The sequence below is a fragment of the Cronobacter sp. HA18003 genome (assembly GCF_011605905.1).
Lineage (GTDB): Bacteria > Pseudomonadota > Gammaproteobacteria > Enterobacterales > Enterobacteriaceae > Cronobacter > Cronobacter sakazakii.
The window spans coordinates 15419-36125 of sequence record NZ_JAANQO010000023.1 but is presented as its reverse complement, the minus strand read 5'-3'; the positions used below and the strand labels follow the sequence as shown (position 1 = coordinate 36125).

Genomic DNA, 20707 nt, shown 5'->3' with positions numbered 1-20707 from the left:
CTTATTAGTCGTTATGCGAAATGATGTTGGGTATGGTGTCGTCTTTACGCAACGTCAGAATTTCGCAGCCGTTATCCGTCACCACAATAGTATGCTCGTACTGTGCAGACAAGCTGCGATCCTTGGTTTTCACCGTCCAGCCATCCTTCATGGTGCGGATGCGGTAGTCGCCGGCGTTCACCATCGGCTCGACCGTAAAGGTCATGCCCGGTTGCAGCACCACGCCGCCGTCATCGGCGTCGTAATGCAGCACTTGCGGCTCTTCATGGAAGCCGCGGCCAATGCCGTGTCCGCAATACTCGCGCACCACAGAAAAGCCTTCCGCTTCGACGAATTTCTGAATGGCGGCACCGAGCGTGCGCAGGCGGATGCCGGGTTTCACCATACGCAGCGCCAGATAGAGGCTTTCCTGCGTAATGCGGCACAGGCGCTCGCCCAGAATGGTCGGTTTGCCGACGATAAACATTTTGGACGTGTCGCCGTGGTAGTCATCTTTAATGACGGTCACGTCGATGTTAACGATGTCGCCATCTTTCAGCAGCTTGCCGTCATCAGGGATCCCGTGGCACACCACTTCATTAATAGAGATGCACACGGATTTCGGAAAACCGTGGTAGTTCAGACACGCGGAGATGGCATGCTGGTGATTGGTAATGTAATCGTGGCAGATACGATCCAGCTCGCCCGTGCTGACGCCCGGCTTCACATGTTCTTCGATCATTTCAAGCACTTCAGCGGCAAGCCTGCCCGCGACGCGCATTTTTTCGATTTCTTCAGGGGTTTTGATTGAAATAGCCATAATCTGGTCCGCTGGTGCCGGAAAAGTCGGCAATACTGATAAATGTAAAACAATGGTATCAGGGCATCAGGAAGGTGCCAAATTGAGAATCATTAAGGGCACGTCCTGTGAACAACTATTGGAGTCCTGGCCGAATTTGTGATATAAAGCGCGCCGGACTTCTGTACCAGAATCCTGGCACAGAGGCGACTACTCTCACTTTGTGTAATAACACACACGTATCGGCACATATTCCGGGGTGCCCTTCGGGGTCGGTAATATGGGATACGTGGAGGCATAACCCCAACTTTTAAACAGAGGTTTTAAATCATGGCAACTGTTTCCATGCGCGACATGCTCAAGGCTGGTGTTCACTTCGGTCACCAGACCCGTTACTGGAACCCGAAAATGAAGCCGTTCATCTTCGGTGCGCGTAACAAAGTTCACATCATCAACCTTGAGAAAACCGTACCGATGTTCAACGAAGCCCTGGCTGAGCTGAGCAAAATTTCTTCCCGTAAAGGTAAGATTCTGTTCGTCGGTACCAAACGCGCTGCAAGCGAAGCGGTGAAAGAAGCTGCTAACAGCTGCGACCAGTTCTTCGTGAACCATCGCTGGCTGGGCGGTATGCTGACTAACTGGAAAACCGTTCGTCAGTCCATCAAGCGCCTGAAAGATCTGGAAACTCAGTCTCAGGACGGCACCTTCGATAAGCTGACCAAAAAAGAAGCGCTGATGCGCACCCGTGAGCTGGAAAAGCTGGAAAACAGCCTCGGCGGTATCAAAGACATGGGCGGCCTGCCGGACGCACTGTTCGTTATCGACGCTGACCACGAGCACATCGCTATCAAAGAAGCAAACAACCTGGGTATCCCGGTATTTGCTATCGTTGATACCAACTCCGATCCGGACGGTGTTGACTTCGTTATCCCGGGTAACGATGACGCCATCCGTGCCGTCAGCCTGTACCTGAATGCTGTTGCTGCAACCGTTCGTGAAGGCCGTTCTCAGGATCTGGCTGCTCAGGCGGAAGAAAGCTTCGTAGAAGCTGAATAATAAGGCATGCTCGTTTAGAGCCCTTATTAACCAGGTAGTAACAAGTTTGGTTAGGGGGCCTGTCTCAGGCTCCCTTTTTTGTTTGAGTCGGGTGTGTCGATAGTATCCGACAGGCCTGGACTTATCTCCCCGCACGAGATAACCGAGGATTATAGAATGGCTGAAATTACCGCTTCCCTGGTAAAAGAGCTGCGCGAACGTACTGGCGCAGGCATGATGGAATGTAAAAAAGCTCTGGTTGAAGCTAATGGCGACATCGAGCTGGCTATCGAAAACATGCGTAAATCTGGCGCGATCAAAGCGGCGAAAAAAGCAGGCAACGTAGCTGCTGACGGCGTGATCAAAACCAAGATCGAAGGCAACTACGGCGTGATCCTGGAAGTTAACTGCCAGACCGACTTCGTTGCTAAAGACGGCGGTTTCCAGGCGTTCGCTGACAAAGTGCTGGACGCGGCTTTTGCGGGCAAAATCACCGACGTTGAAGCACTGAAAGCGCAGTTCGAAGAAGAGCGCGTTGCACTGGTTGCTAAAATCGGCGAGAACATCAACATCCGTCGTATCGCATCCCTGGAAGGCGACGTTCTGGCGAGCTACCTGCACGGCGCGCGTATCGGCGTTCTGGTTGCGGCTAAAAACGCTGACGAAGAGCTGGTTAAACAGCTGGCGATGCACGTTGCTGCAAGCAAGCCGGAATTCGTTAAGCCGGAAGACGTGTCTGCTGACGTGGTAGAAAAAGAGTACCAGGTACAGCTGGACATCGCCATGCAGTCTGGCAAGCCGAAAGAAATCGCAGAGAAAATGGTTGAAGGCCGCATGAAGAAATTCACCGGCGAAGTTTCTCTGACCGGTCAGCCGTTCGTTATGGACCCGAGCAAAACTGTTGCTCAGCTGCTGAAAGAGCACAACGCTGACGTCACTAACTTCATCCGCTTTGAAGTGGGCGAAGGCATCCAGAAAGTTGAGACTGACTTTGCAGCAGAAGTTGCTGCCATGTCCCGCCAGTCTTAATGGTGTAAAAGAGCCGCCTGAGGGCGGCTCCTTTTTATCCGTCATTCATAAATTTCGGCCTGCTCTTATATAGCCGGAGCCGGAATGCGACGCATCATGTCGCCTGAATTAACCATCCCATTCGTTGACAGTTCCAGGAAAGAAACATGGCTACCAATGCAAAACCCGTCTATAAACGCATTCTGCTCAAGCTGAGTGGCGAAGCGCTGCAAGGAGCAGAAGGCTTCGGTATTGATGCGAGCATTCTGGATCGCATGGCGCAGGAAATTAAAGAGCTGGTGGAGCTGGGCATCCAGGTCGGGGTGGTGATCGGCGGCGGCAACTTATTCCGCGGCGCTGGCCTTGCCAAAGCCGGTATGAACCGTGTCGTGGGCGACCACATGGGTATGCTCGCGACCGTAATGAACGGCCTTGCGATGCGCGACGCGCTGCATCGCGCCTATGTTAACGCCCGCCTGATGTCTGCCTTCCCGTTAAACGGCGTGTGCGACAACTATAGCTGGGCTGAAGCTATCAGCCTGCTGCGTAACAACCGCGTGGTTATTTTCTCCGCCGGTACCGGCAACCCGTTCTTCACCACCGATTCCGCCGCCTGCCTGCGCGGCATCGAAATCGAAGCGGAAGTGGTGCTGAAGGCGACGAAAGTAGACGGCGTCTACTCCGCAGACCCGATGAAAGATCCGACCGCGACGCTCTACGATCAGCTTTCCTATCAGGAAGTGCTCGAAAAAGAGCTGAAAGTGATGGATCTGGCGGCCTTTACGCTCGCACGCGACCACAAATTGCCGATTCGTGTTTTCAACATGAATAAGCCGGGCGCGCTGCGCCGCGTGGTAATGGGCGAAAAAGAAGGCACTTTGATTACGGAATAATTTTCGTTTGAAGGGAATCAGGGTAAGATTCCGCTTTAAAATCAGTTTCCGTGACCAGGCGACCCGTCGGGTGCCGCAAGATAAAGAAGGCTATACTTAGCACGCAGCCGCAAGGCATCGTGGCGCGGGTGTGGTCTGCCTGATAACCAGTTTTCAAGGATTCGTAACGTGATTAGCGATATCAGAAAAGATGCTGAAGTACGCATGGACAAGTGCGTTGAAGCATTCAAAACCCAAATCAGCAAAGTGCGTACCGGCCGCGCTTCCCCGAGCCTGCTGGACGGGATCGTAGTGGAATACTACGGCACGCCGACGCCGCTGCGTCAGCTGGCTAACGTCACCGTAGAAGACTCCCGTACGCTGAAAATCAACGTGTTCGATCGCTCCATGGGCCCGGCCGTTGAGAAAGCGATCATGGCATCTGACCTCGGTCTGAACCCAAGCTCCGCAGGCAGCGATATCCGCGTTCCGCTGCCGCCGCTGACCGAAGAGCGTCGTAAAGACCTCATCAAAGTGGTGCGTGGCGAAGCTGAGCAGGCGCGCGTCGCTATCCGTAACGTCCGTCGCGACGCGAACGATAAAGTCAAAGCGCTGCTGAAAGATAAAGAGATCGGTGAAGATGAAGATCGCCGCTCTCAGGACGACGTTCAGAAACTGACTGACGCCGCCATCAAGAAAGTGGACGCGGCGCTGGCTGATAAAGAAGCCGAGCTGATGCAGTTCTAAGCCCTTTCTGATGATACTGTAAACGCCGTACAGGAGAGCCGCATCGCGGTTTTCGCTGGCGGCGTTTTGCATTGGATCGCGCGCCTGCGCGATGCGTTTATTCTTATTTCACGTTGAGCGCCTCATGAAGCATTTAACCATTCTCGGCTCAACCGGCTCTATCGGTTGCAGCACCCTTGATGTTATTCGCCATAATCCGGAAGAATTTTCGGTGACCGCCCTGGTGGCGGGAAAGAATGTCGCCAGAATGGTTGAGCAATGCCTGGAGTTTAGCCCCCGTTTCGCGGTAATGGATGATGAGGTGAGCGCCCGTGAATTGCGTGAAACGCTGCGCCAGCACGGCAGCCGCACTGAAGTATTAGCAGGGCGCGACGCCGCCTGCGAGATGGCTGCGCTCGACGACGTGACCCAGGTGATGGCGGCCATTGTCGGTGCCGCCGGGCTTCTGCCGACGCTTGCGGCTATCGCTGCCGGTAAGCAAGTGTTACTGGCGAATAAAGAATCGCTGGTGACCTGCGGGCGACTTTTTATGGACGCGGTCGCGCAGAGCGGGGCGCAACTGCTGCCGGTGGACAGCGAGCACAACGCGATTTTTCAGAGTTTACCGGCAACAATTCAACACAACCTGGGGTACGCTAAACTTGAGGAAAGCGGAGTTTCTTCGATTATCCTCACCGGATCTGGTGGACCGTTTCGACAGACGCCTTTGCCTGAACTGGCCGCAATGACGCCAGACCAGGCGTGCCGTCATCCTAACTGGTCGATGGGGCGTAAAATATCCGTCGATTCGGCTACCATGATGAATAAAGGTCTCGAATACATTGAAGCTCGCTGGCTTTTTAATGCCCGGGCAGACCAGATGGAAGTATTGATTCATCCACAGTCGGTGATTCATTCCATGGTGCGTTATGCCGATGGCAGCGTGCTGGCACAACTGGGCGAACCCGATATGCGCACCCCCATCGCGCATACGATGGCCTGGCCGGCGCGCGTTCCTTCCGGCGTACAGCACCTGGATTTTTGCAAGATAGCGACGTTGAGCTTCGGTGAGCCGGATTATCAGCGTTATCCCTGTCTGAAGCTTGCCATTGATGCCTTCGAAAAAGGGCAGGCGGCGACGACAGCGCTTAACGCGGCGAATGAAATTACGGTCGCCGCTTTTCTTGCCGGAGAGATTCGTTTTACGGATATCGCAGCGCTTAATCAGGCGGTGCTGGATGAAATGGATCTTCGCGAACCGCAAAGTGTGGATGAAGTGCTCACCGTCGACGCCGAAGCGCGTGTTGTTGCGCAGAAACGGGTGACGCGTCTCGCAAGCTGATGATTAATCATACGGTGAAGGCGAGGTTATTTGTGAGCGCTCTGCTTCGGTGATATAGTCTGCGCCACCTGAATACGGGTGGGTGAGCCTGGCCTGTCGGGCGAGCCGTGGTTGTCACGGCTTTTTTATGCAAAGGCTTCAGTATTCCTGAGTACCGCTTAATCCTTATCAGGGAATAAATACGCGTTATGTTGTCTGTAAACCTTCCATTAAGCGAAAACTTGCCCGCACATGGCGCGCGCCATGTTGCCATTATTATGGATGGCAACGGCCGCTGGGCGAAAAGACAAGGGAAAATCAGAGCCTTTGGTCATAAAGCGGGGGCGAAGTCGGTTCGCCGCGCGGTTTCTTTCGCTGCAAACAATGGTATTGAGGCACTGACGCTTTACGCATTCAGCAGCGAAAACTGGAACCGTCCTGCCCAGGAAGTCAGCGCGCTGATGGAGTTATTTGTCTGGGCGCTCGACAGCGAAGTCAAAAGCCTGCATCGCCATAATGTGCGTCTGCGGGTTATCGGCGATATTAGCCGTTTCAATACTCGTTTGCAGGATCGTATCCACAAAGCCGAAGCGTTAACCAGCCAGAATACTGGCCTGACGCTGAATATCGCCGCGAATTATGGCGGACGTTGGGATATTATTCAGGGAGTGCAGCAGCTAGCGGCGCAGGTCCAGGAAGGATTATTACGTCCTGACCAGATTGATGAAGAGATGCTCAGTAAGCAAATCTGCATGCATGAGCTGGCTCCCGTAGATTTAGTGATTAGGACAGGGGGAGAGCATCGAATCAGTAATTTCCTGCTGTGGCAAATTGCCTATGCAGAGCTCTATTTTACCGATGTTCTCTGGCCTGATTTTGATGAACAAGACTTTGAAGGTGCGCTAAATGCCTTTGCCAACCGGGAAAGACGGTTCGGCGGCACGGCACCTGGCGGCATCGATGCCTGATGGGGGTAGCTTTTGCTGAAGTATCGCCTGATTTCTGCGTTTGTTTTAATACCGGTTGTTATCGCCGCGCTGTTTTTGTTGCCGCCGATGGGGTTCGCGATTGCGACGCTGGTCGTCTGCGTGCTGGCCGCCTGGGAATGGGGACAACTGAGCGGTTTTACTTCCCGAACTCAGCGGGTATGGCTGGCGCTGCTTTGCGGGCTGCTTCTGGCGCTGATGCTCTTTTTTCTGCCGATTTATCAGGCGCCAATTAGCGTTCCGCTGGTCGAAGGCGCGCTCTGGGCGTCGCTGGGCTGGTGGGTGGTCGCGCTGTTGTTGGTGTTGTTCTACCCGAACTCCGCCACCTTCTGGCGGCATTCAAAAGCGCTGCGTCTGGTGTTTGGCTTGCTGACGATTGTCCCGTTTTTCTGGGGCATGGTGGCGCTGCGCGCCTGGCATTACGAAGCGAATCACTACAGCGGCGCGCTCTGGCTGCTGTATGTCATGTTCCTCGTCTGGGGAGCGGATTCCGGCGCGTATATGTTCGGTAAAATGTTCGGCAAGCATAAACTTGCGCCGAAAGTCTCTCCGGGGAAAACCTGGCAGGGCTTTATCGGTGGCCTCGTAACCGCTGCGATCATCTCCTGGATTTACGGCGCGTGGGCGGATCTGAACGTTGCGCCGGTTACGCTGTTGACCTGTTCTATTGTCGCTGCGCTGGCCTCTGTACTGGGTGACCTGACCGAGAGCATGTTTAAGCGCGAGGCGGGCATTAAAGACAGCGGACATCTGATCCCAGGCCACGGCGGCATTCTCGATCGCATCGACAGCCTGACGGCAGCGGTGCCGGTTTTCGCCTGTCTGCTGCTGTTGGTCTTCAGGACGATTTAACGGAATAAATTATGTTGAGCATACTCTGGAATCTGGCGGCTTTTATTATCGCACTGGGCGTTCTTATCACGGTGCATGAGTTCGGCCATTTCTGGGTTGCCCGTAAAGTCGGCGTGCGTGTAGAGCGCTTCTCCGTCGGCTTTGGTAAGGCGTTGTGGCGGCGCACTGACCGCCACGGCACCGAATATGTCATCGCCCTGATCCCGCTCGGCGGCTATGTCAAAATGCTCGACGAGCGCGTGGAGCCGGTTGCGCCGGAACGACGCCACGAAGCCTTCAACAATAAATCTGTGTCGCAGCGTGCGGCAATTATCGCCGCCGGACCCATCGCCAATTTTCTCTTCGCTATTTTCGCTTACTGGCTCGTTTTCATGATGGGTGTGCCGGGCCTTAAACCGGTGATTGGTGAAATAACGCCCAATTCCATCGCGGCGAAGGCACAAATCGAACCTGGCACGGAACTAAAAGCCGTAGATGGCATCGAAACGCCAGACTGGGATGCTGTGCGTCTTGAGCTGGTTGGCCGTATCGGCGACAAGAACGTGACGCTCAGCATTGCCTCGCCAGGCGACACGGCGACCACGGATAAAGTGCTCGATCTGCGTCAGTGGCAGTTCGAACCGGATAAAGAAGATCCGGTCACGTCGCTTGGTATCAGGCCGTTTGGTCCGAAGATTGAACCGGTGCTTGCACAGGTTCAGCCGAAGTCGGCCGCCAGTAAAGCGGGTTTGCAAGCCGGGGACAGGATCGTTAAAGTCGATGGTCAGCCGCTCAGTGAGTGGTCGACCTTTGTGACGATGGTGCGCGATAATCCGGCGCGCCCGCTCGCAATCGAAATAGAAAGACAGGGCAGCCCCTTGTCTTTGACGCTGATACCGGATACAAAACCCGGTAATGAAAAGGCGGAAGGGTTTGCAGGCGTAGTGCCGAAAATTGCGCCGCTGCCCGATGAGTACAAAACAGTGCGCCAGTATGGGCCGTTTAACGCGATAGCAGAAGCCACGGAGAAAACGTGGCAGCTGATGAAGCTGACGGTCAACATGCTGGGAAAATTACTGACCGGCGACGTTAAACTGAACAACCTCAGTGGGCCAATCTCGATAGCCCAGGGAGCAGGGATGTCAGCGGAGTTCGGGTTGATTTACTACCTGATGTTTCTGGCGCTGATCAGCGTGAACTTAGGGATTATCAATCTGTTCCCGCTACCCGTACTCGACGGGGGGCATCTGCTGTTTCTGGCGATTGAGAAGCTTAAAGGCGGGCCGGTTTCCGAGCGAGTTCAAGACTTTAGTTATCGCATTGGCTCAATGTTGCTGGTGCTGTTAATGGGGCTTGCACTTTTCAATGATTTCTCTCGGCTATAGAGAGCAGGTTAGGAAGAACGCATAACAACGATGGCGATGAAAAAGTTGCTCATAGCGTCGCTGCTGTTTAGCAGCGCCACCGTATACGGTGCAGACGGGTTCGTAGTGAAGGACATTCATTTCGAAGGCCTGCAGCGAGTCGCCGTTGGTGCGGCCCTCCTCAGCATGCCGGTTCGCGTTGGCGACACGGTAAATGACGAGGATATCAGTAATACTATCCGTGCGTTGTTTGCCTCTGGCAACTTCGAGGATGTTCGGGTGCTGCGCGACGGCGATACGCTGCTCGTTCAGGTGAAAGAGCGCCCGACGATCGCCAGCATTACTTTCTCCGGCAACAAGTCGGTGAAAGATGACATGCTCAAGCAGAACCTCGAGGCCTCCGGCGTGCGCGTGGGTGAATCCCTTGACCGCACCACGCTTTCCGATATCGAAAAAGGTCTGGAAGACTTTTACTACAGCGTCGGTAAATACAGCGCCAGCGTAAAAGCCGTGGTCACGCCGCTGCCGCGTAACCGCGTTGACCTGAAGCTTGTCTTCCAGGAAGGCGTCTCCGCCAAAATCCAGCAGATCAACATTGTCGGCAACCGTGCGTTCAGCACCGAAGAGTTGATTTCCAACTTCCAGCTGCGTGACGAAGTGCCGTGGTGGAACGTGGTGGGCGATCGCAAATACCAGAAGCAAAAACTTCAGGGCGATCTCGAAACGCTGCGTAGCTACTACCTCGATCGCGGTTACGCGCGCTTCAATATCGACTCCACGCAGGTCAGCCTGACGCCGGATAAAAAAGGCATTTATGTCACCATCAACGTAACCGAAGGCGATCAGTACAAGATTGCCGGCGTTGAAGTGAGTGGCAACCTGGCCGGCCACTCCGCTGAAATTGAGTCGCTCACCAAAATGCAGCCGGGCGAGCTTTACAACGGCACGAAAGTGACCCGTATGGAAGACGACATCAAAAAACTGCTTGGCCGTTACGGTTATGCGTATCCGCGCGTACAGACGCAGCCGGAAATCAACGACGCCGATAAGACCGTTAAGCTGCATGTGAATGTCGATTCCGGCAACCGTTTCTATGTACGCAAAATTCGCTTTGAAGGTAACGACACCTCCAAAGATGCCGTACTGCGCCGTGAGATGCGTCAGATGGAAGGCGCGTGGCTTGGCAGCGATCTGGTCGATCAGGGTAAAGAGCGTCTGAACCGTCTCGGCTATTTCGAGACCGTGGATGTGGATACCCAGCGTGTTTCCGGCAGCCCGGATCAGGTTGATGTGGTCTACAAAGTTAAAGAACGCAACACCGGCAGCTTTAACTTCGGCGTGGGCTACGGCACCGAAAGCGGCGTCAGCTTCCAGGTTGGCGTGCAGCAGGATAACTGGCTCGGTACCGGTTATTCCGTCGGTATCAACGGCACTAAAAACGACTACCAGACATATTCTGAGTTCTCCGTCACCAACCCGTACTTTACGGTTGATGGTGTGAGTCTCGGTGGGCGCATTTTCTACAATGACTTTAAAGCGGACGATGCGGACCTCTCCTCCTACACCAACAAAAGCTATGGTGTGGATGGCACGCTGGGCTTCCCGGTTAACGAATACAACACGCTGCGCCTCGGCTTAGGTTACGTACACAACGACCTGTCGAATATGGAACCGCAGGTGGCGATGTGGCGTTACCTGGATTCTTTAGGCCAGAGCGCGAAAACGACCTCCGATGACAACGGTTTCTCGGCGGACGATTTCACGCTGAACTACGGCTGGACTTACAACCACCTTGACCGCGGCTTCTTCCCGACGTCCGGCTCTCGTGTGAACCTTAACGGTAAAGTGACGATTCCGGGCTCGGATAACGAGTTCTATAAAGTCACGCTCGATACAGCAACCTATGTGCCTATCGATGACGACCATAAGTGGGTGGTTCTGGGTCGTACGCGCTGGGGTTACGGGGATGGCCTGGGCGGCAAAGAGATGCCGTTCTATGAAAACTTCTATGCAGGTGGTTCAAGCACCGTGCGTGGTTTCCAGTCCAATAACATCGGTCCTAAAGCGGTGTATTACAGCGGTCCGGGTCTGGATAACTGTGACAAAGCGGTGGGTGGCTATTGTTCTTCCGATGATGCCGTCGGCGGTAACGCGATGGGCGTCGCAAGCCTTGAGTTTATTACTCCGACGCCGTTCCTGAGCGAGAAGTACGCGAACTCCGTTCGTACCTCGCTGTTTGCCGATGCGGGTTCCGTCTGGGATACCAACTGGAAAAACACCGCAGCAATGCGTGCGGCAGGCGTGCCGGATTATAGCGATCCAAGCAACATCCGTATGTCCGCGGGTATTGCGTTACAATGGATGTCTCCACTTGGGCCGCTGGTGTTCTCTTATGCCCAGCCGTTCAAGAAATACGAGGGAGACAAAGCAGAACAGTTCCAGTTCAATATTGGCAAGACCTGGTAATGTTCATTACAAGGGAATGCGTTTAGCAGTCGCGATGACTTTCGGTGCGTGCGCATAGCACGCATCCGGGCCACGCAAAGAATAGTGCTCTCGGGCACATATGGGATGGTAAGGAGTTTATTGTGAAAAAGTGGTTATTCGCTGCAGGTCTTGGCCTGGCAATGGCAGCATCAGCTCAGGCTGCTGACAAGATCGCTGTAGTTAACATGGGTAATCTGTTCCAGCAGGTTGCACAGAGCACTGGCGTTTCTAAAACGCTGGAAAATGAGTTCAAAGGCCGTGCCGGCGAACTGCAGCGCATGGAAACCGACCTGCAGGCTAAAATGCAGCGTCTGCAGCGTGACGGCTCTACCATGAAGGCGAGCGAGCGCAGCAAACTGGAGAAAGACGTCATGGCGGGTCGCCAGGAGTTCTCCAGCAAAGCGCAGCAGTTCGAACAGGATCGTGCACGTCGTTCTAACGAAGAACGCGGCAAGCTGGTGACTCGTATCCAGAGCGCTGTGAAAAAAGTGGCTGCTGACCAGGATATCGATCTGGTGGTAGACGCCAATACGGTGGCTTACACCAGCAACGATGTAAAAGACATCACCGCCGATGTGCTGAAACAGGTTAAATAAGTAATGCCTTCAATTCGACTGGCTGATTTAGCCCGGCAGTTGGATGCGGAGTTACACGGTGATGGCGATATCGCCATCACCGGCGTCGCTTCCATGCAATCTGCGCAGGAAGGGCAAATCACGTTCATGGTAAACCCGCGTTACCGTGAACAACTGGCGCACTGCCAGGCCTCAGCGGTCGTCATGACCGAGGCCGATCTTCCTTTTGCCAACAGCGCCGCGCTGGTAGTGAAAAATCCCTACCTGACTTACGCGCGCATGGCTCAGATTCTCGATACCACGCCGCAGCCTGCGTCCAGCATCGCGCCGAGCGCGGTGATTGACGCCTCCGCACGGCTTGGCAATAACGTGGCCGTTGGCGCTAACGCTGTGATTGAATCCGGCGTAGAGCTTGGCGACAACGTCGTTATCGGCCCAGGCTGTTTTGTCGGTAAGAACAGCAAGCTCGGTGCCGGTACTCGCCTGTGGGCGAACGTCAGCATTTATCACGATATTCAGATTGGCGAAAACTGCCTGATCCAGTCCAGCACCGTTATCGGCGCGGATGGCTTTGGCTACGCCAACGATCGCGGCAATTGGGTTAAAATTCCGCAGCTTGGCCGTGTCATTATCGGTGACCGCGTTGAGATTGGTGCCTGTACCACGATCGACCGTGGCGCGCTTGATGACACCATTATCGGCAATGGCGTGATCATTGATAATCAGTGCCAGATTGCACATAACGTCGTGATTGGCGACAATACGGCGGTCGCAGGCGGTGTCATCATGGCTGGTAGCCTGAAAATCGGCCGCTATTGCATGATTGGCGGCGCCAGCGTGATTAACGGCCATATGGAAATCTGCGACAAAGTAACGGTAACAGGGATGGGGATGGTTATGCGTCCTATTACTGAACCTGGGGTCTACTCTTCAGGCATACCGCTGCAACCGAACAAAGTGTGGCGCAAAACGGCGGCGCTGGTGATGAATATTGATGAAATGAACAAACGCTTAAAAGCAGTTGAGCGTAAAGTCACTCAGCAAGACTAACTCGCCGGTATATAAAGCCTGCCCGCCAACAGAACCGCGGCCTGCAAGCGATCCAGAATCGCCGCAGGCCGTGTTATTATTGCCCATTCAGTATATTTTTAGACAGGAAGAGTATTTTGACTACTGAAACTCATACTCTGCACATTGAAGAGATTTTAGAGCTTCTGCCGCACCGTTATCCATTCCTGCTGGTGGATCGCGTGCTGGATTTTGAGGAAGGTCGTTTTCTACGCGCAGTAAAAAATGTCTCTGTAAACGAGCCTTTTTTCCAGGGTCACTTTCCTGGTAAACCCATTTTTCCGGGCGTGTTGATTTTAGAAGCCATGGCGCAGGCCACCGGTATTCTGGCATTCAAAAGCGTTGGCAAACTGGAACCGGGTGAACTTTACTATTTTGCAGGCATCGATGAAGCGCGCTTTAAGCGCCCTGTCGTGCCAGGCGACCAGATGGTGATGGAAGTTACCTTTGAAAAAACGCGCCGTGGAGTGACACGCTTCAAAGGCGTCGCGCTGGTTGACGGTAAAGTGGTGTGTGAAGCCACCATGATGTGTGCACGGAGCCGGGAGGCCTGATACGTGATTGATAAGACCGCCTTTATTCATCCCACCGCCATTGTGGAAGAGGGTGCCGTCATCGGCGCTAACGCCCACATTGGTCCGTTTTGTATTGTCGGCCCTGATGTCAAAATCGGTGAAGGTACCGTACTGAAATCGCACGTTGTCGTGAATGGTCATACTACGATCGGCCGCGATAACGAGATCTATCAGTTCGCCTCTATCGGCGAGGTAAACCAGGATCTGAAATATGCTGGCGAACCGACCCGCGTTGAAATTGGCGATCGCAACCGCATCCGCGAAAGCGTCACCATTCATCGCGGCACGGCACAGGGTGGTGGTCTGACGAAGGTGGGCAGCGATAACCTGCTGATGATTAATGCGCACGTCGCGCATGACTGCACAGTAGGCAATCGCTGCATTCTTGCCAATAACGCTACGCTTGCCGGGCATGTTTCCGTGGATGATTTCGCAATCATCGGCGGCATGACGGCCGTGCATCAGTTCTGCATCATCGGGGCGCACGTGATGGTCGGCGGCTGCTCCGGCGTCGCGCAGGACGTGCCGCCTTACGTCATCGCGCAGGGCAACCACGCGACCCCGTTTGGTGTGAACATTGAAGGGCTTAAGCGTCGCGGCTTCAGCAAAGAAGCGCTGCACGCTATCCGTAACGCTTACAAGCTGCTTTATCGCAGCGGTAAGACGCTGGACGAAGTGAAGCCGGAAATCGCAGAGATTGCCGCAAAACATCCTGAAGTGCAGCCGTTCTACGATTTCTTCGCCCGTTCCACGCGTGGTCTGATTCGTTAATGACCCGCCCGCTGACGATTGCCCTGGTCGCCGGAGAAACCTCCGGCGACATTCTTGGTGCTGGTCTCATCCGTGCCCTCAAAGCGCGCGTGCCGAACGCGCGTTTTGTCGGCGTCGCGGGCCCGCGTATGCAGGCCGAAGGCTGCGAAGCCTGGTATGAGATGGAAGAGCTGGCCGTGATGGGGATTGTGGAAGTGCTGGGCCGCCTGCGCCGCCTGCTGCATATCCGCGCCGATCTCACCGAGCGCTTCACCGCGCTGAAACCGGATGTGTTTGTCGGTATCGACGCGCCGGATTTCAACATCACGCTGGAAGGCAACCTGAAACAACAGGGTATTCGCACCATTCACTACGTCAGCCCTTCAGTCTGGGCCTGGCGTCAGAAACGCGTTTTCAAAATAGGCAGAGCCACCAATCTGGTGCTCGCGTTTCTGCCTTTCGAAAAAGCGTTTTATGACAAATTTAACGTGCCGTGTCGCTTTATCGGCCATACCATGGCGGACGCGATGCCGCTGGACCCGGACAAAAACGCGGCGCGTGATGTGCTCGGTATCGCCCACGACGCCCGTTGTCTGGCCCTGTTGCCGGGCAGTCGCAGCGCGGAAGTCGAGATGCTGAGTGCCGACTTCCTGAAAACCGCGCAGCGTTTACGCGAGCATTACCCGGATCTCGAAATTGTCGTGCCGCTGGTCAATGCAAAGCGGCGCGAGCAGTTCGAGCGCATCAAAGCGGAAGTCGCGCCAGAGCTGACCGCGCATCTGCTTGACGGTCACGCGCGCGAAGCGATGATCGCAAGCGACGCGGCGCTGCTTGCCTCTGGCACCGCCGCGCTCGAATGTATGCTGGCGAAATGTCCGATGGTCGTCGGTTATCGCATGAAGCCGTTCACTTTCTGGCTGGCGAAACGGCTGGTGAAAACTGAATTTGTGTCGCTGCCTAATCTCCTGGCGGGGCGCGAGCTGGTGAAAGAGCTGCTCCAGGATGACTGCGAGCCGCAGAAGCTCGCCGACGCGCTGTTGCCGCTGCTCGCTGACGGCAAGCAGAGCCATGAGATGCACGACACTTTCCGTAAACTGCATCAGCAGATCCGCTGCAATGCCGATGAACAGGCGGCGGACGCGGTGCTGGAACTGGCGCAATGATGGAATTTATCTATCCCCACACGCACCTGGTGGCGGGCGTTGATGAAGTGGGCCGTGGCCCGCTGGTCGGCGCTGTAGTCACCGCTGCGGTGATCCTCGATCCGCTCAAGCCCATCGTCGGGCTGGCGGATTCCAAAAAGCTGTCTGAAAAACGTCGCCTCGCGCTGTTTGATGAGATCAAAGAGAAAGCGATCGCCTGGAGTCTCGGGCGCGCGGAACCGCACGAGATTGACGAGCTCAATATTCTTCACGCCACGATGCTCGCCATGCAGCGCGCCGTGGCGGGGCTTGCCGTTACGCCGGAATATGTGCTGGTAGACGGTAACCGCTGCCCGGCCCTGCCGATGCCGAGCATGGCCGTCGTCAAAGGCGACAGCCGCGTGGCGGAAATCAGCGCCGCGTCGATACTGGCTAAAGTAACGCGCGATGCGGAAATGGCTGAACTGGATCTCACCTTTCCTCAATATGGATTTGCTCAGCATAAGGGCTATCCGACCGCCTTTCACCTTGAGCGGCTTGCCGAGCACGGCGCGACGGCGCATCATCGGCGTAGCTTTGCGCCGGTCAGACGCGCGCTGGGCATTGCCTCTTAACGACGAAACAGAGTTAACCGGAAACAGAAATGGCTGAACCGCGTTTTGTGCACCTGCGAGTGCACAGTGACTATTCCATGATTGATGGACTGGCAAAAACGGGGCCGCTGGTAAAAAAGGCGGCCGCACTTGGCATGCCTGCCTTTGCCATTACTGACTTCACCAACCTGTGCGGGCTGGTCAAATTCTACGGCGGCGCGCATGGCGTCGGTATCAAGCCGATTATCGGCGCCGACTTCAACATGCAGTGCGAGCTGCTGGGCGACGACTTCTCGCATATCACCGTGCTGGCGGCGAACAATACCGGCTATCAGAACCTGACGCTGCTTATCTCACGCGCCTACCAGCGCGGTTACGGCGCGGCTGGCCCGTGGATAGACCAGCAATGGCTGGCGGAGCTGGGCGAAGGGCTGATCCTGCTCTCCGGCGGTCGTCAGGGTGATGTTGGTAAGTGTTTACTTCGTGGTAATAACGTTATGGCCGAGCAGGCGCTGGCGTTTTATCAGGAGCATTTCCCTGACCGCTACTATCTGGAGCTGGTGCGTACCGGCCGTCCGGATGAAGAGCGGTATTTGCATGCTGCCGTCGCGCTGGCGGAAGAAAAAGGCATACCGGTCGTCGCCACCAACGACGTGCGCTTTATTGAGCCTGGCGATTTTGACGCGCACGAAATCCGCGTCGCCATCCACGACGGCTTTACGCTCGATGATCCGAAAAGGCCGCGCCACTATTCGCCGCAGCAATATTTGCGTACCGAAGAGGAGATGTGCGAGCTGTTCTCCGATCTCCCGGAGGCGCTGGAAAACAGCGTGGAGATCGCCCGTCGCTGTAACGTGACGGTTCGTCTTGGCGAATATTTCCTGCCGAAATTCCCGACCGGCGACATGACCACCGAAGATTTCCTGGTCATGAAATCGAAAGAGGGCCTGGAAGAGCGTCTTGAGTTCCTGTTCCCCGATCCGGAAATCCGCGCGCAGAAACGCCCGGAATATGATGAGCGCCTGGATATTGAACTCCAGGTGATTAACCAGATGGGCTTTCCTGGTTACTTCCTGATCGTCATGGAGTTTATCCAGTGGTCGAAGGATAACGGTATTCCGGTAGGGCCAGGCCGTGGTTCGGGCGCGGGGTCGCTGGTGGCGTATGCGCTGAAAATCACCGATCTCGATCCGCTGGAATTCGACCTGCTGTTCGAACGTTTCCTTAACCCGGAACGTGTCTCCATGCCCGACTTCGACGTCGACTTCTGCATGGAAAAACGCGACCAGGTGATTGAGCACGTGGCCGACATGTATGGTCGCGACGCGGTTTCCCAGATTATTACCTTCGGCACCATGGCGGCGAAAGCGGTGATCCGCGACGTAGGCCGCGTGCTCGGGCATCCTTACGGGTTTGTCGATCGCATCTCTAAACTGGTGCCACCCGATCCGGGCATGACGCTTGCCAAAGCGTTTGAAGCCGAACCGCAACTGCAGGAAATTTACGATGCCGATGAAGAGGTCAAAGCCCTCATCGACATGGCGCGCAAGCTCGAAGGCGTAACGCGTAACGCCGGTAAACACGCCGGTGGCGTGGTGATCGCGCCGACGAAAATTACCGATTTCGCGCCGCTCTATTGTGACGAGATGGGCCACCATCCGGTCACTCAGTTTGATAAAAACGACGTGGAATACGCGGGGCTGGTGAAGTTCGACTTCTTAGGTCTGCGCACGCTTACCATTATCAACTGGGCGCTGGAGATGATTAACGCCCGCCGCGCGAAGCAGGGGCTTGAGCCTATCGACATCGCGGCCATTCCGCTGGATGACAAGAAAAGCTTCGACATGCTTCAGCGCTCGGAAACCACCGCGGTCTTCCAGCTTGAATCGCGCGGCATGAAAGATCTCATCAAGCGTCTGCAGCCAGACTGCTTCGAAGATATGATAGCCCTGGTGGCGCTGTTCCGTCCGGGGCCGCTGCAGTCGGGCATGGTGGATAACTTTATCGACCGTAAACACGGACGCGAAGCTATCTCTTACCCGGATATTCAGTGGCAGCACGAGAGCCTGAAACCGGTGCTGGAGCCGACCTACGGCATCATTCTGTATCAGGAACAGGTGATGCAGATAGCCCAGGTGCTCTCAGGGTATACCCTCGGCGGCGCGGATATGCTCCGTCGTGCGATGGGTAAAAAGAAACCCGAAGAGATGGCCAAGCAGCGCTCCATCTTTGAAGACGGCGCGAAAAACAATGGCATCGACGGCGAACTGGCGATGAAAATCTTCGACCTGGTGGAAAAATTCGCCGGGTACGGATTTAACAAATCGCACTCTGCCGCCTATGCTTTGGTGTCATACCAGACGCTGTGGCTCAAAGCCCACTATCCGGCGGAGTTTATGGCAGCGGTTATGACCGCCGATATGGACAACACCGATAAAGTGGTGGGGCTGGTGGATGAGTGCTGGCGCATGGGGCTTAAGATCCTGCCGCCGGATATCAACTCCGGGCTGTACCATTTCCACGTCAACGACGACGGGGAGATTGTCTACGGTATTGGCGCGATCAAAGGCGTTGGCGAAGGCCCTATCGAGGCCATCATCGAGGCGCGTAATAAAGACGGCTACTTCCGCGAGCTGTTCGATCTCTGCGCCCGTACCGACACCAAAAAGCTTAACCGCCGCGTGCTGGAAAAACTGATCATGTCCGGGGCGTTTGACCGCCTCGGGCCGCACCGCGCCGCGCTGATGAATTCGCTCGGCGACGCGCTGAAAGCGGCGGATCAACATGCGAAAGCCGAGGCCATCGGCCAGGCGGATATGTTCGGCGTGCTGGCGGAAGAGCCGGAGCAAATCGAGCAATCCTACGCCAGTTGTCAGCCGTGGCCGGAGCAGGTGGTGCTGGATGGCGAGCGCGAAACGCTGGGGTTGTATCTCACCGGTCACCCCATCAACCAGTACCTGAAAGAGATCGAGCGTTATGTCGGCGGCATGCGCTTAAAAGATATGCATCCTACCGAGCGTGGCAAAGTGACCACGGCGGCGGGTTTGATAATTGCCGCGCGGGTTATGGTCACCAAGCGCGGCAATCGTATCGGCATCTGTACGCTGGATGACCGTTCCGGACGTCTTGAAGTGATGTTGTTCACCGACGCTCTGGAAAAATACCAGCATCTGCTGGAAAAAGACCGAATCCTTATCGTCAGCGGACAGGTCAGCTTTGATGACTTCAGCGGTGGCCTTAAAATGACCGCCCGCGAAGTCATGGACATTGACGAAGCCCGCGAAAAGTATGCGCGTGGGCTTGCTATCTCGCTGACGGACAGGCAAATTGATGACCAGCTTTTAAACCGACTCCGTCAGTCTCTGGAACCCCACCGTTCGGGAACCATTCCAGTACATCTCTACTATCAGAGGGCGGATGCACGCGCCCGGCTGCGCTTTGGCGCGACGTGGCGTGTCTCTCCGAACGATCGTTTACTCAACGATCTGCGTGGCCTGATTGGTTCAGAGCAGGTGGAACTGGAGTTTGACTGATGCGTTGCATCAGGTGCCAGGCCCCTGAATCGCTGGATTCAATCCGCGTGGCCTGCCAGGTTCGGAGCAGGTGGAACTGGAGTTTGACTAATACAGGAATACTATGAGTCTGAATTTCCTTGATTTTGAACAGCCGATTGCAGAGCTGGAAGCGAAAATCGATTCCCTGACTGCGGTTAGCCGTCAGGATGAGAAACTGGATATTAACATCGACGAAGAAGTGCATCGTCTGCGTGAAAAAAGCGTAGAACTGACGCGCAAAATCTTTGCCGATCTCGGCGCATGGCAGATTGCCCAGCTGGCGCGTCATCCACAGCGTCCGTACACCCTGGATTATGTCCGCCTGGCGTTTGACGAATTTGACGAACTGGCAGGCGATCGCGCTTACGCTGACGACAAAGCAATCGTCGGCGGCATCGCGCGTCTGGATGGGCGTCCGGTGATGATCATCGGCCACCAGAAAGGCCGTGAAACCAAAGAGAAAATCCGTCGTAACTTTGGTATGCCCGCCCCGGAAGGTTACCGTAAGGCGCTGCGCCTGATGGAAATGGCTGAGCGTTTCAACATGCCCATCATTACTTTCATCGACACCCCTGGCGCATATCCGGGTGTGGGCGCGGAAGAGCGCGGTCAGTCGGAGGCTATCGCCCGCAACCTGCGTGAGATGTCTCGCCTGAAAGTGCCGGTTATTTGTACCGTTATCGGTGAAGGCGGCTCCGGCGGCGCGCTGGCCATCGGTGTTGGCGATAAAGTGAATATGCTGCAATACAGCACCTATTCCGTTATCTCGCCGGAAGGCTGTGCTTCCATTCTCTGGAAAAGCGCCGATAAAGCGCCGCTTGCGGCAGAAGCGATGGGCATCATCGCGCCGCGCCTGAAAGAGCTGAAGCTTATCGACAGCGTTATCCCGGAACCGCTGGGCGGCGCGCACCGCAATCCGGAAGCCATGGCGCAGTCGCTGAAAACCCAGCTGCTTGCCGATCTCGCCGATCTCGACGTGCTGAGCAAAGACGATCTGCTCAACCGCCGTTATCAGCGTCTGATGAGCTACGGTTACGCCTGA

18 protein-coding genes are annotated in these 20707 nt (G+C 55.4%); 17 read left to right on the top strand and 1 reads right to left on the bottom strand.

Translation table 11 applies throughout. From position 1 onward, the window contains the following. Positions 1–4: 4 nt before the first annotated feature. Complete coding sequence (gene map / locus G6041_RS14265; RefSeq protein WP_007864522.1) at positions 5–799, bottom strand: type I methionyl aminopeptidase; 795 nt, start codon at positions 797–799, stop codon at positions 5–7. A gap of 309 nt (positions 800–1108) precedes the next feature. On the opposite strand from map, the gene rpsB reads away from it, so the two are divergent. From rpsB to accA, 17 genes are all read left to right on the top strand, one after another. After that, entirely contained in the window at positions 1109–1834 is a 726-nt protein-coding gene (gene rpsB / locus G6041_RS14260) for a 30S ribosomal protein S2 (protein ID WP_004386139.1), read from the top strand. 156 nt (positions 1835–1990) lie between these two features. After that, positions 1991–2842 carry a translation elongation factor Ts gene (gene tsf, locus G6041_RS14255; RefSeq protein ID WP_004386138.1) on the top strand — a complete coding sequence of 284 codons (852 nt, stop codon included), beginning with the start codon at positions 1991–1993 and terminating at the stop codon, positions 2840–2842. Positions 2843–2988: 146 nt separating this feature from the next. Next, positions 2989–3714, top strand: coding sequence for a UMP kinase (gene pyrH, locus G6041_RS14250; RefSeq protein ID WP_004386137.1), 726 nt, complete (start codon positions 2989–2991; stop codon positions 3712–3714). A gap of 168 nt (positions 3715–3882) precedes the next feature. Beyond that, the gene (gene frr, locus G6041_RS14245) at positions 3883–4440 is read left to right on the top strand and encodes a ribosome recycling factor (protein ID WP_004386136.1); all 558 of its coding nucleotides are present in this window, start codon (positions 3883–3885) and stop codon (positions 4438–4440) included. Between the two features lie 124 nt (positions 4441–4564). After that, positions 4565–5761 carry a 1-deoxy-D-xylulose-5-phosphate reductoisomerase gene (ispC, locus tag G6041_RS14240; protein WP_041460746.1) on the top strand — a complete coding sequence of 399 codons (1197 nt, stop codon included), beginning with the start codon at positions 4565–4567 and terminating at the stop codon, positions 5759–5761. Between the two features lie 188 nt (positions 5762–5949). After that, complete coding sequence (ispU, locus tag G6041_RS14235) at positions 5950–6708, top strand: (2E,6E)-farnesyl-diphosphate-specific ditrans,polycis-undecaprenyl-diphosphate synthase (RefSeq protein WP_004386134.1); 759 nt, start codon at positions 5950–5952, stop codon at positions 6706–6708. Positions 6709–6720: 12 nt separating this feature from the next. Beyond that, positions 6721–7578, top strand: coding sequence for a phosphatidate cytidylyltransferase (gene cdsA, locus G6041_RS14230; protein ID WP_012125713.1), 858 nt, complete (start codon positions 6721–6723; stop codon positions 7576–7578). 11 nt (positions 7579–7589) lie between these two features. Continuing rightward, positions 7590–8942, top strand: coding sequence for a sigma E protease regulator RseP (gene rseP, locus G6041_RS14225; protein ID WP_012125712.1), 1353 nt, complete (start codon positions 7590–7592; stop codon positions 8940–8942). 30 nt (positions 8943–8972) lie between these two features. Continuing rightward, the gene (gene bamA / locus G6041_RS14220; RefSeq protein WP_004386130.1) at positions 8973–11387 is read left to right on the top strand and encodes an outer membrane protein assembly factor BamA; all 2415 of its coding nucleotides are present in this window, start codon (positions 8973–8975) and stop codon (positions 11385–11387) included. Positions 11388–11509: 122 nt separating this feature from the next. After that, a complete protein-coding gene (gene skp / locus G6041_RS14215; RefSeq protein WP_004386129.1) occupies positions 11510–12004 on the top strand; it encodes a molecular chaperone Skp in 495 nt (164 codons plus the stop codon). 3 nt (positions 12005–12007) lie between these two features. Further along, positions 12008–13033 carry a UDP-3-O-(3-hydroxymyristoyl)glucosamine N-acyltransferase gene (gene lpxD / locus G6041_RS14210; protein ID WP_012125710.1) on the top strand — a complete coding sequence of 342 codons (1026 nt, stop codon included), beginning with the start codon at positions 12008–12010 and terminating at the stop codon, positions 13031–13033. A gap of 116 nt (positions 13034–13149) precedes the next feature. Then, on the top strand, positions 13150–13605 hold the full coding sequence (gene fabZ / locus G6041_RS14205; protein ID WP_004386127.1) for a 3-hydroxyacyl-ACP dehydratase FabZ: 456 nt from the start codon (positions 13150–13152) through the stop codon (positions 13603–13605). 3 nt (positions 13606–13608) lie between these two features. After that, on the top strand, positions 13609–14397 hold the full coding sequence (gene lpxA / locus G6041_RS14200; RefSeq protein WP_007790874.1) for an acyl-ACP--UDP-N-acetylglucosamine O-acyltransferase: 789 nt from the start codon (positions 13609–13611) through the stop codon (positions 14395–14397). Continuing rightward, complete coding sequence (lpxB, locus tag G6041_RS14195) at positions 14397–15539, top strand: lipid-A-disaccharide synthase (RefSeq protein WP_012125708.1); 1143 nt, start codon at positions 14397–14399, stop codon at positions 15537–15539. Before lpxA ends, lpxB begins: the two co-directional genes overlap by 1 nt. Beyond that, a complete protein-coding gene (gene rnhB, locus G6041_RS14190) occupies positions 15536–16132 on the top strand; it encodes a ribonuclease HII (RefSeq protein WP_007896690.1) in 597 nt (198 codons plus the stop codon). Before lpxB ends, rnhB begins: the two co-directional genes overlap by 4 nt. Before the next feature lie 29 nt (positions 16133–16161). Beyond that, on the top strand, positions 16162–19644 hold the full coding sequence (gene dnaE / locus G6041_RS14185) for a DNA polymerase III subunit alpha (protein ID WP_012125707.1): 3483 nt from the start codon (positions 16162–16164) through the stop codon (positions 19642–19644). A gap of 103 nt (positions 19645–19747) precedes the next feature. Then, on the top strand, positions 19748–20707 hold the full coding sequence (accA, locus tag G6041_RS14180) for an acetyl-CoA carboxylase carboxyl transferase subunit alpha (RefSeq protein ID WP_004386121.1): 960 nt from the start codon (positions 19748–19750) through the stop codon (positions 20705–20707).